The organism is Saccharospirillum alexandrii (genome assembly GCF_004000275.1).
Lineage (GTDB): Bacteria > Pseudomonadota > Gammaproteobacteria > Pseudomonadales > Natronospirillaceae > Saccharospirillum > Saccharospirillum alexandrii.
On record NZ_RCIP01000002.1, the window covers coordinates 821,396 to 833,358 of the forward strand.

The window sequence follows — 11,963 nt, forward strand, 5'->3', positions numbered from 1 at the left end:
CAAGGACGTAGATCGATGATTTCCATAAACATCAAAGGCTTAGTCGCCAAACTCAATCCAACACTTAAAACTTGCCTTGAAGGCGCCGCTGGTTTGGCCATGGCCAACAGCCAATACAACGTTGAAATTGAGCACTGGCTGGCCAAGCTGCTTGAACACCCGGACACCGACCTGATCAAGCTGTTCGATGCCTACGACATTGAAGCCGAAACCCTGCAAACCCAGCTGACCCGTGCCATCGACCAGTTTAAGAAAGGCAATACACGCCCGCCTGCACTGTCCCAAACCCTGGTTGACCTGGTCACTCAAAGCTGGCTACTGGCTTCGGCCGAATATGGCCATGCACAGGTTACAACAGGCCACCTGCTAACCGCTGCCATGCTCGACCCGAGCCTGAGCAACCAACTTAAGAATGCGCTTCCAGTATTGTCAACGCTCTCCGGCGAGGCACTTAAAACCTTTGCGCAAAGCGTTATTGGTACAACCTCCGAGTCCGCTTTGGTGCAGCAGGCCACCTCCGGCTCAACTGCCGGCCCAGCCTCGTCACAAGCCGACCCCATGGCAGGCTCGGCCCTGTCGAAGTTTACGATCAACCTGACCGCCAAAGCCAAGGGAGGCGATATGGACCCGGTGCTGGGCCGGGATGAAGAAATTCGCCAACTGATCGACGTGCTGATGCGACGCCGCCAGAATAACCCCATCCTCACAGGTGAGCCCGGCGTGGGTAAAACCGCCGTGGTGGAGGGCCTTGCCCAGCGAATTGTGAACGACGATGTGCCTGCCCCCCTCAAAGGTGTGCAACTGTTGTCGTTGGATATGGGCCTGCTTGAAGCTGGCGCCAGCGTGAAAGGCGAGTTCGAAAACCGGCTCAAGGCGGTGATTCAGGAGGTGAAGGAATCACCCGAACCGATCATCATGTTCATCGACGAAGCCCACACCATGATTGGCGCCGGAGGCCGTGAAGGCCAGGGTGATGCCGCCAATCTGATGAAACCGGCGCTGGCCCGGGGCGAGTTCCGTACCATCGCTGCTACCACCTATGCCGAATACAAGAAGTACTTCGAAAAAGACCCGGCCCTGACTCGCCGCTTCCAGGTGGTTAACGTTGCTGAACCCGACGAAACCCGGGCTATCAATATGATGCGCGGCATCGCCAAGTCACTTGAACAGCATCATGAGGTGATCATCCTCGACAGCGCCATTGAAGCAGCCGTCAAACTCAGCAGTCGCTATATTCCCTCACGCCATTTGCCCGATAAGGCCGTCAGCCTGCTGGACACCGCCTGCGCCCGTGTCGCCCTCAGCCAGGGATCAACCCCAGCAGTCATCGAAGATGCCCAGAAAGCCGTGCAGCAGTTCGAGATCAACCTGAACTTGCTGGAACGCGAGCAGCTTAGTCACGGCGGCCTGGACGAAAAAATAGCCGACTATCAATCCGCTCTGGAGCAGACTCGAAAGCGACTGACCACACTGCAAGCCCAGTGGCAAAAAGAACTCAATAAAGTTGCCGACATCAAATCGCTGTTCGAGCAAAGGGCCGAGAAGCCCGAAGACGCGGAACTGACCGCCAGGCTGAATGAGGAACGCCATGCGCTTAGCGAACTGCAGGGCGAATCTCCCATGGTCTTCCTCAGCGTCGACCAAAACGCCATTGCCATTGTGGTCGCCAACTGGACTGGCATACCGGTCGGCCGCATGGTCAGCGATGAATTAAACTCGGTTTTGCAACTGGCCGATCACCTGAAAGAACGCGTTGTCGGGCAGGATCATGCCCTGAAAGAAGTGGCCGAGGCCATTCGAACCTCTCGCGCCGGGTTAATGGACCCGCGCAAGCCCATCGGCGTATTCCTGATGATCGGTACCTCCGGCGCGGGCAAGACTGAAACCGCCCTGGCACTGGCTGAATCTCTATACGGCGGTGAACAGAACGTCATCACCATCAACATGAGTGAGTTCAAAGAGGAGCACAAGGTTTCAATGCTGCTTGGCGCGCCAGCCGGCTATGTCGGCTTTGGTGAGGGTGGTGTGCTAACAGAAGCCGTGCGCCGCAAGCCCTACAGTGTCGTACTGCTCGACGAAATGGAAAAGGCCCACCCCGGCATTCAGGATATTTTCTACAATTTGTTCGACAAAGGCACCATCAAAGACGGCGCAGGGCTCGACATTGATTTTCGAAACACGGTAGTCATCATGACGTCCAACGCCTGCTCGGGGTCCATTGCGCAATACTGCGAAACCAACCCAAACCCGGACGACAAGGCTCTACTTGAAGCCGTTCGTCCCGAGCTACTGGAACACTTTCGGCCAGCCTTTCTCGGACGTACCCGCATCATCCCCTACTTCCCGCTATCGAGCGACGTACTGGCGACCATTGTTGGTCTCAACATGAATCGCATTGAGCGAAGGGTAAAAGAGCACTACGGCGCTTCGTTCAGCTATGACGAAGCGGTTGTAGAGAGCATTGTAGACCGCTGTCAGGACCCAGATACCGGGGCCCGTAATGTTGAGAATGTTATCAGCCGCAGCATCCTGCCTGAGTTGGCATCCCAGTGCCTTGCACGCATGGCCGAAGGGAGCTCCATCAAGTCAATTCATCTTGCCATGAATGAACTGGCAAGTGAATTTTCCTACCAGCTAGAATAACGGCCTCAGGAGCGTTGCTGCCGCATCTCTTGTTGCAATCGCTCCTGAGCGTCCTTTAACGACTGCCCCAAGCGGGCGTGAAAATCGTAAGCATTCGCCATAGAGACGACGATGCGATCAGAAATAGTGGCCTGGTTGGGTACACTCCGGTGGATATTGCCCAATTCAAAAACAACTTCGCCACGGCCGACAAAAATATTCAGCACATCCCGATAGCGATAATCAATACCCTCGGCAAACGTCACCTCAACACGTTGACTTTCGTCTGCCGTATTTGAAGATGCCTCTCCATTCTGACCACTTACATTAGTACTTGAACTTGAGTCAACCATAACATCTCTTGATCCATAACTGTGCTGATTAGGACAACGACATAACCTTAACCTGACTGGGCACCAGCGAGGCACCGAAAGCACCGGGGCTCATACCGTTCTGACCGGAAGGTGACAGCATTTTAGTGACCGGCAACCCACCCATCAGCGTGGTAAAACTGCCCAACATACTGCGCGTAGGCCCCATCACCATACCCGACAAGGGGTTCATGTTGACCCCGGCATTGTCACCATTACTCATTGGCGTCACGGTCATCATATTATGAGCCGGCATCGCCATCACCAGCACTTTAACCTGTGAGGGAATTGCCGTCATCGGCATTGCAATGTTTGGATATGGAATAGGCGTTGGAACAGGGCCCGCTGGCGTGGGTATCGGTGTCAAACAGACATCCGGCATCGCGAAATCCATCCCTGCCATCTGTGTTTTAACAAAAACCATTGTTAACTCCCTAACCCATGTGAATGCGTTCGGCATTCATTCGTAAATCTTTACGTGCGTCCACAACTGTTTGTTTCGACTGCTGCATGTGCGTATTGGTAACTTGCTCAGTGAGTTGATTCGCCTGACGCACCTCATGGCCTCGAACCATGCTAATCAGGGTGCGTGCATTACGACTGATACGATCACTGATAACATCCAGACTGCGACTGATCATCCTGATCGCGCTGCTGTGCAGCGTCACATCTTCAGACAATGCGTTAACACTGGTAGCGGCAACAGAGAGTTTTTCGGTAGAAACCGAGGTTTCACGATTAACCCAGTGGGCGCTTTGTGAACGAATTGTGATCTGTGCCGGGCTGTTGACTTTCACTGGCCCGGAAAAGCCTAGCGTTACTTCAGACAGTTCACTGCCCTGTCGCTCCAAAACTGATAACACATACAACTCACGGCAACTACGGCTTACCAGTACCAAGTCACCCGGCTCCGGATTCACCAGACAGGAAACGGCACGCCTTCCCATCTCAACACCCGCTGGCGTCTGTAGCAATATCTGACTACCTTCAATTCCCTGTACCCGTACTTCCTCCATCTGACACTGCGTTCGTGGCACAGTCATGGGGATTACTGAACTGGTCATGGTTGCCTCCATCAATTGTTCGACTACGTCATTCGTTCACGAAAGTTCAACCGTCGGTCAGCCCGGGCCACGCTCTGCTGCTGCGCGCTCTTCATCTGTTTCGAGTGCTGCCGCCCGGTTTGAACCGGTCCACAAGGTCTTTTCTTCCACAATCTGATGCAGATTCGCCCTATACAGTTGCGAGTCTAGAATCACAGAGCCGGTCATATCGGCATGAGAAAAGTCTGCGTAGGTAAGGTCCGCTTTTTCAAATACAGACTCCCGACACTGACTTCGGGTAAACTGCGCCTGCTCCAGTTGTGCCCTGGTAAAATCGCAAAGGCTGACCACCGCATCATTGAACATGGCTTGTTTGAGCTGTGCTTTGTTAAACTGGCTACCGGTGAGTTCGCTGCCAATAAAGAGCGCATTGTCCAGACAGGCCCCGTTAAAGAGACACCCCGTCATTGCTGCACCGGAAAAGCCAGCCTGTTTGAGGTCAACCTCTGAAAAATCGGCCTGAGTCAGCGTCACTTCCTGAAATTGTGGTTGATGGAACTTAGTCCTGCTGAAATCAAAGCCGCTGAAATCGATACTTCTGAAATAGGGCGTATTGAAACGGGCCCCCTCAAGCACTATTTCTTCCAGGCTAATATTGATCATATTAGCCCGCTCATGCTGACTGTAGCCAAGATCCACCCTGTCGAGGGTACAGTTCAACCAGGCGCAGTTGTCGCTGGACAGACTGCTCAGCACCACCTGGTTCAAATCACAACTGACGAAGTTGGTCTTATTGAACTCCGACTTGATCAGACTGCTCTCGTTAAACGAACATTCCTGGCAGTTTACATAACTGAAAACAACCTGCTCACCTTGAAGTTTGCGTAAGGAACAATTGATAAAATTGGACATCACCACCTGGCAGTGTTCAAAGACCGACTGATCAAACACGCACTCTATAAACTGACACTCAGCTATTTGACCCAGAGTAAAATCGCATCCAGAAAAATTAACCCGATGGAACTGCCCACCCTGCAGTTCAATTCGGCTATAATCCTGACCAGTACAATTGGCATCAATCAGAATGGGTGTGTCACCAAGCCCCCTGACCCAGTCAACCAGTGCGTCTCTATTCACGACCCGGCCTCCAGTCCTTGAACAAGGTTTTGTTCAGATTGGCGCCGCGGAAATCAGTCTCTCCGACAATAACACCATAGAAATTGGCACCGTAGAGGTTCGCCTGTTGAAAGTTCGCTCCTGTGAGGCGCGCGTCTTGAAAAGAGCCTTCCATTCCATCCAGCCTGACCAGGGTTGCCCGCTCCAGATTGGCGTTAATAAACAGGGAACCACGGGCGTAGGCACCATCCAATGAAGCCCCGGTTAATACCGCGTCGCTGAAATCACACCGACCAATGGTGGCCTGCTGGAAATTAGCCTGGTCCAATTGGCATTCGCGGAAATTTGCCAACTCGGCCGATATGTTCTGAAAACTGGCCTGCTTCAGAATACAGTCCTTAACGAATCGGATATTATGCAAGTTGGAGTGATCGAAATTCGATTCAGTCAGGTTACAGCAAACAATGTTCACGCCTTTTAATGAACTATCGTGAAAGGCTGCTTCGGTCATATCGCAGTTGAGAAAATTCGATTCGTCAAGGACCGATCGCTCGAATCGGCATCGTTTCATATCAAGCTCATAAAAATTGTTTCTTTGCAATTGACAGTCCACGAACGCGACATTCGCCAGCGTCGCCTCCAGAAAGGCATCCATCCGATCACTGAACTGGCACCGCTCAAATCGGCTGTTTACCAGCTGTGCCTTGCCAAATCCGGCACCTTCAAACTGACAATCTATAAAGGTTGCCTCACCAAAAAAGCTGGCCCCCAGATTCGCATCCTTGAAGCAACAACGAACAAAGCGCGCACGCTGCAGGTTCGCGTGAACCCAGAGTGCTTCGGTAAAATCGACATCTACCCATTCGCTGCCGGGGGCATCAGCATACTCCAGGTAGGCACCACTCATAGTGTGATCACTGACTTTCACGCCTTTTAAGTCAGCAAAGGCACCATCCCAACCCAGCAGCGATTCAGGCTGGCCCAACCGGCCCTGAAAATCGGCCCGCAAATCCGGCGTTGGTTCCGGGTGCGGCGAGCGTGCCTTATCTATATGGTGCGCACTGAGTCGGTAGCCCTTTTCAGCCTCCGCCTTACTGTAGATCAGTTTTTCAGTCAAATCATCCAGATCCACCCGCTGCTGTTGCACACTGGCCGGGTTGACGCCCATCGACTGCAGAATCATCAGCTCTTTTTCCGCCGCTTCGACCTGATTCCGGATGGTTATCAGTTGTGCATCGAGTTCTCTGGAAATTCTGGGCAGTGGTGGGGGTTGATGCCTTTGTTCTAGAGAACGCTCCAGTTGATCGGCCAGTTCCGGATCGAGGTTTTGCTCACGCATTAGGTTAATGCGTTCAACCACGGCGGATACAGCTTTATCCTCGCTCTCACGGGTTAGCTCAGAGATGTAGTCGTTCAGTTTATCCAACGCCTTCAAGTCTATGCGGGTGAAATCGATACCCGCCCCGGAATCGGCATAGCCCGGTATGATTTCGTTGATCAGCGCCTCTATGCGTTGCTGCTCTGCGGAAGGCTCGGGTTTCTGCTGAATCATCTGGTCGATGCCGGGTGCGTTAACATCCTCCGGAGGGTTTTGCTGAAGCTCGCCTAAACGGTCACTAACCTGCTCTTTAACGGCTGCAGTCTGTGTTTCAACGTACCCCTGAACATTGGCCTCTGCGTAGCCCTTGATCGGCATGTCAGATTCTTCCAGCAGGGACTCGAACCCACAGGTCACTCCGGAAGGAATCAAATCTGTGGTGTTCAGCAAGTATTTAAACCCTTCTTCAGGGTCCGAACGCCTGGTCAGCTGCTCCTGATAGTGACTGACTGTTCTGGGTTCATCGGCGAGGAATTCGTGGCCAATCAGAACTTTAGCTATTTCACGGGCACTCATGGTCTGGGCGGGGTAGCTTGCACGGTGAATCAATACACCCATATTTTCATTGGGAAAGAACCAGACCGTATCCAGTTCGTTTTCCAGCTCCTGAAAGACCGCACCTTGCTCCTGCTCAACTTCGATAAACAGCCGGGCGCGAACCCCTGGAAGCTGCCCATGCAGAGCTGGATAATCCACATTCATACCGGACAGCAGAAAAGCCTCGTTTCCATTCAGGAATCCATCGAACCATTGATCCCGACTTGCGTCATTAAAGTACAAAGGGTCGAGGTCTTGTGGAAAGCCGGGCATCCGCTCTTCAATGTATTTCTGATCGTAGGTGCCGGCGAGTGCCTGACGTATAGGCCAGGTTGCTTCAACACGATTCAGTGACGCCGGAGGCGGGCGATCAGATGCTGCAGTCATGATCTGATGGTGATATTCAACATTGGGCAAGGGAGTGCGTTTGACGCCTTCAACGCTGACCTCACTCAACCCTTTACCGACCGGGTTGGCCTTTGATGGTTTGCCACCAAATGCCTGCTCGTAGCGAATGGGCATGGCCGTGATGGGGTCGGGTCCGGTAAAACCGGCTACACTCCAGTAACGGTCACCAAAGACCGATAACGTTTTGCTGAGTGACCCTACTTCTACGTGAATCGTGCCACCGGGTACGGGCTCTGGCGACAAAAATGAACCCGAGACCAGGTATTCTGCCTGCACTTTGGGAAAGCCAGCATCGAACAGTTCGCCTTCTGATATCGCCCTGGCAATGGTGCGCCACATCGACTGTTCCAGCACCGGCTTGCCCGTTGTCAGCTCAAAAGCCCACAAAGACGACAGCGTAAACAAATGCTCATCATACACCTCGGTCGTGCGGTGTATAACGCCAGCATGCATAGACTTTATGACCTTCACGATAACAGCGCCCTAACCAAAAATCTTCACCAGGCCGCCAGCCAGGTTGACCTCCTGCCACTCCAGCTCAGACACCACCTTCTTGAACGTAGCGGATGAAACTTCAAGCGTGGGCGCTGAGGTTTTGACCTTGATGTCGGGCCCTGGGCCTTCAATATCGATTGAACAGCCTGGCACACTGATTTTGGTACCGCCTTTATAATCACTGGAAACTGTAATGCCTGAAAACGGTGCCTTCAAACTGAGTTCCAGTGCATTGATCTCAAGGCTAAGGTTTAGCGTCGCCGAGATTGACATGGCAATGTTCGCAGACGCACTGGTGTTGAACGACAGCGATGATGAAAACGCAAACTTGGCCGTTGCACTGTTGCCGTAATCAAATTCAAAACTGGTCGACGCCATCCCTGAAGACGCTTCTGCTTTATAGTTCTGTATGCCACCGGTGATGACATCGCGCTTGGTAGCGACCGAACTACTACCAATAATGGTATCACCATTTTTGACAGGGGCTGAGACACTTTCATACGAAACAATCCCTTGCGGCGTCCATTTTTTCTCCTGGGTAACTCCGCCAGACGAGTGCGTCCAGGAAGCGGGGTCGCCACTTTTTCGCATCACCACTTCAATGGCCTTGTTGCCTGTGTAGCTTACGTCCAGTGTTGATCCATTATTCACACTTACGGCATGACCCTCTCGAAAATCATAGGAATTTCCGAATTGTTTGGTCGTCCATACATTGCCTGAAGACCATTCGGCATCCGTTCCGGGCAATTTCGAGTCGATGCCTTTGTCGTCTATCCAGTCTATTTCCGCCCAACCAGGACCACCTGAATTGAGTAGGTCACCGAATATTTTGGTAGCGTCGTTCTTGGCTGAGTTATCAAGCGAACCAGGCCGATTCAATATGGCCTTTTGGTCCATATGGGCTTCTTCATAGCTATTGCCAAGGTTGTAGTTCCAGTACCCGCCGAAGTCGTAAATATTACCTTCCTGGGTGGTCACCGTATCGAGACTCGACACTTCGACCGAGCCCTGTTTCATCACACTCAACAATGAAACCGGATCTCCGGTGGCATAGTCGCGCAACCCCTGAGGTTCATACGCAGGAGTCGGCCCGGTAAAGCCCGTTAGCAATGCATCAATGTACTTTCGACCGTCGTGATCTTGCGCATCGGACTCGGCATAGTTTGGATAGCCGGTTTGATAACTCCCTACCCGACCACGCGCCTCATACCAGTAGGAACCGCTGGTCGCCCAGCGAATACCCGGAGCGCCTAATTTCTTGTAGAATTCATGAGCTTCATCTTCCAGATCAAACGACAGCACCGTCCGCGAGAGAGTATCAGTACCATTAACGTATCGGGCTATATAGCGACCCTCTGGCAACGACTCACCCAGGTAATTTTCCGGCTCGGGGTCAACCTGATCTACCTCTGATTCCAGACGCAGCCAGGTCGCTTTAACGATTGTGCTCGTTGGACGCTCGGTTTCCGGGTCTATGGTATTCGCACCAAAATCTTCCCACACGGAATCCTGCATATGCAGCTCAGGTGACTCACCCTTGAGCGTCATCGGATCATTGGTCGCCCCGACCCTTAGCCAGGTACCTGAGGTTGGGCTCTGCAACACAATGCGTTCTTTACCCGACTTATCCTCCATTCGGATTCGGTTATTGCCGGCCGACTGAATCACTGACTCACTCTGATTATCCGCATTAACCGGACTGGGCGCTGTTTCAGTAGAGACGGCACCAGCAATAACAGGACGATCCGGGTTGCCATCAATAAAGGTTAGCAACACTTCCGTGCCCTTGGTCAGCGGGAACTGCATGCCTTTGCCTTCGCCGGCATAGGGTTGCATCATCCGCACCCGGGCACTGGCTTTGCCGTCTATATGATCGTCGTTAATGTCAAATGGCAGTTTTACTTTGTAGCGCCCCTGTTCATCCAGTTGCGCGTAGGGGCTGTTCTGCTCGCCATCAATCTTGCCATGCAGGGTGCCGGAAATTCGTGGCCGGTCAGCCGTGCGTGGATGACGGTATTGGCGGTCAGCGGGAATGGCGGTGAACGAATTGCTGTAAATGTTGATCTCGGCGTCTTCACTCAGGCTGCCGATAACCGAGGTTTTAAGCAGATTAGTCTGGTCGCCTTCATGGGTCACACTGGTGACCATGTATTCCTGATTAAAGGCTGAGCGGTAGTGCTGATTCATGGTGAATTTGAAGCCTGGTGTTAAAAACGGGACAGTGCTGTCGCCGTGAAAAGCCTGCTTCTGGCACAATAATTCTTCGACCCTGAAGGTAATTAACCGCTCGCCCTCTTCCGGCGTGCCATAGTGTTCACCATAAAGAAAGCTCTCTCCCCGACCATCCGGGTCTACGTCGGCACGTACCGCCATCTCCAGCGAAGGCCGCTCGGGGTTGTGGTCTTTCAGTACGATGCGATTGGGCAGTTGTTTCTGCCGGCAGGTGAAATTGATGATGATTTCGTCAAGATGCCCCTGCTCCATACCGGTTTTGGGCGAATAGACCAGGTCGGCTCCCTGCTGGAAAGGTTCGTGACTGAAGCTGCTGTCGGAAAGCACCAGCTTGTCGCCATCGGCGTCATGATAGAAGTAGTAGTAAACACCTTCGCGCTCAAGCCATCGGGATACGAAATTGAAATGACTCTCACCGTACTGACAAACGTATTCGACCGGGTTATAGGTGCCTTCGAGTGCAGACAGGTCGTAGTCGAGTGAATCCATACCGCCATCGACCAGCGCCCCCTCAATGATCTCCGGTACCGTTTTTTCCAGAAACACCTGATTGTGCTGCGTCTGCATCAGCCACCAGATCTTGGGGACCAGCTTGGCGCGATAGAAGTAGTGTTCGTTGTAGGCGTGCAGTTGATCGAATTCAGCCAGAATGCCATTGTAGGTAACGTCGTCGCCTGCGTCGCGGTGAATGGTAAACACTGCCTGGGATTGCAGAATGGCGGACATATCGAGATCGGGGTCGCCGGATACCAGCATGATCTCGAACTCGTAAGGCGTGGAAATGGCTTCCAGACCTTTAAAGCGCAATACCGCGAAGGTGGTTTCGCTGACGCCTGAGGCATAGGAGACAAAGGTAAAGCGCTGGGTAGTGGCGTCCTGAAAATAGTCCATTGAGGTGCTCCGTGCGTGCCCAGCGAATACCGGCAATGGACCGGTGACTGCTGTACTTGTCCTTCCAAGGGTCACAGACGCCAGCCGAAAATGACGCGCCCCGCTCACAAACCTTCAAATCATCTTACTCGCGTCTGAACACAGATCAAGCCCGGGTCAGCAATGACCTGAACACGCACCAGAACCTCTGATCTGTGGTGTCTACTAAGCGTTTGATTTCATTCCGTTTTAGTTTTTGAGCTACCAACCCTGCATTTTCATAACCGCCTCTGGCCTCCGGCTTTTCATCTCGCAACCTGTCAGTTCGTTATTTCTACGTTCAGTGTTGACTGAACGAACTAAACGTATCAAACTATATGTAACTAACCGGGGGCTGCCATGAACGATCCAATTGAAAACTTCATTGAAATGATGGGCCTGATTTACCAGGCCGATGGCGCGCCGCGCATCGCAGGGCGCATCTTCGGGCTGCTGCTGGTGGAAGATGAACCCTACTCGCTGCAAAGCATTGCCGAACGGCTGCAGGTCAGCAAAGCCAGTGCCAGCACCAATGCCCGCTTACTGGCCGAGAAAGGGGTTATCCGGCTAACGACGAAGCCCGGTGTTCGCCAGGATTTCTACGAACTGGTGCCCGATGTATACCGCCAGATGGCGATTAAAGTCAGCGCACGTATGAAGCAAGTCTCTGATCAGATCACCGGAGCGCGGGATGCAATCCCTGCCGAACAAAGCGTCGCGCGCGAGCGCATCGCCAACCTGGCTGAGTGTTACCGGGTTGCTTCGGAAACGTCTCTGGCCTGGGCCGAGAAGTTGCCTCCTTCAAAATAACAGTCTGTCCGCCCCTATCCGCTTGCCTGATACGCCACCACT

The 11,963-nt window shown here is 52.8% G+C and carries 8 protein-coding genes; 2 read left to right on the forward strand and 6 right to left on the reverse strand.

Annotated features, from left to right (window positions below; all coding sequences use genetic code 11):
* Window positions 1-15: 15 nt before the first annotated feature.
* On the forward strand, window positions 16-2,643 hold the full coding sequence (gene tssH, locus EP166_RS11445) for a type VI secretion system ATPase TssH (RefSeq protein WP_127557044.1): 2,628 nt from the start codon (window positions 16-18) through the stop codon (window positions 2,641-2,643).
* A gap of 5 nt (window positions 2,644-2,648) precedes the next feature.
* Here the strand turns inward: tssH and EP166_RS11450 are convergent, their stop codons facing one another.
* From EP166_RS11450 to EP166_RS11475, 6 genes are read right to left on the reverse strand one after another with little or no spacing between them, the layout of a single operon-like run.
* Entirely contained in the window at window positions 2,649-2,975 is a 327-nt protein-coding gene (locus tag EP166_RS11450; protein ID WP_127557046.1) for a hypothetical protein, read from the reverse strand.
* Between the two features lie 28 nt (window positions 2,976-3,003).
* Window positions 3,004-3,453, reverse strand: a complete 450-nt coding sequence (locus EP166_RS11455; protein ID WP_342775624.1) for a DUF4150 domain-containing protein — start codon at window positions 3,451-3,453, stop codon at window positions 3,004-3,006.
* Window positions 3,428-4,057, reverse strand: coding sequence for a DUF3540 domain-containing protein (locus tag EP166_RS11460; RefSeq protein ID WP_164743914.1), 630 nt, complete (start codon window positions 4,055-4,057; stop codon window positions 3,428-3,430). Before EP166_RS11460 ends, EP166_RS11455 begins: the two co-directional genes overlap by 26 nt.
* 57 nt (window positions 4,058-4,114) lie before the next feature.
* Entirely contained in the window at window positions 4,115-5,173 is a 1,059-nt protein-coding gene (locus EP166_RS11465) for a pentapeptide repeat-containing protein (RefSeq protein ID WP_127557049.1), read from the reverse strand.
* Window positions 5,166-7,928, reverse strand: coding sequence for a DUF2169 domain-containing protein (locus tag EP166_RS11470; protein ID WP_127557051.1), 2,763 nt, complete (start codon window positions 7,926-7,928; stop codon window positions 5,166-5,168). The genes EP166_RS11465 and EP166_RS11470 overlap by 8 nt, the downstream gene beginning before the upstream one ends.
* 30 nt (window positions 7,929-7,958) lie before the next feature.
* A complete protein-coding gene (locus tag EP166_RS11475) occupies window positions 7,959-11,093 on the reverse strand; it encodes a type VI secretion system Vgr family protein (protein ID WP_127557053.1) in 3,135 nt (1,044 codons plus the stop codon).
* A 378-nt stretch (window positions 11,094-11,471) separates the two neighbouring features.
* Between EP166_RS11475 and EP166_RS11480 the strand changes: the two genes are divergently transcribed.
* On the forward strand, window positions 11,472-11,921 hold the full coding sequence (locus EP166_RS11480; RefSeq protein WP_127557055.1) for a GbsR/MarR family transcriptional regulator: 450 nt from the start codon (window positions 11,472-11,474) through the stop codon (window positions 11,919-11,921).
* Window positions 11,922-11,963: the final 42 nt, after the last annotated feature.

Bases quoted from the DNA above. Each gene is read 5' to 3' on its own strand.
- tssH (WP_127557044.1), top strand. From the start codon at position 16: ATGATTTCCATAAACATCAAAGGCTTAGTCGCCAAACTCAATCCAACA.
- EP166_RS11450 (WP_127557046.1), bottom strand. From the start codon at position 2,975: ATGGTTGACTCAAGTTCAAGTACTAATGTAAGTGGTCAGAATGGAGAG.
- EP166_RS11455 (WP_342775624.1), bottom strand. From the start codon at position 3,453: ATGCCGAACGCATTCACATGGGTTAGGGAGTTAACAATGGTTTTTGTT.
- EP166_RS11460 (WP_164743914.1), bottom strand. From the start codon at position 4,057: ATGACCAGTTCAGTAATCCCCATGACTGTGCCACGAACGCAGTGTCAG.
- EP166_RS11470 (WP_127557051.1), bottom strand. From the start codon at position 7,928: ATGCATGCTGGCGTTATACACCGCACGACCGAGGTGTATGATGAGCAT.
- EP166_RS11475 (WP_127557053.1), bottom strand. From the start codon at position 11,093: ATGGACTATTTTCAGGACGCCACTACCCAGCGCTTTACCTTTGTCTCC.
- EP166_RS11480 (WP_127557055.1), top strand. From the start codon at position 11,472: ATGAACGATCCAATTGAAAACTTCATTGAAATGATGGGCCTGATTTAC.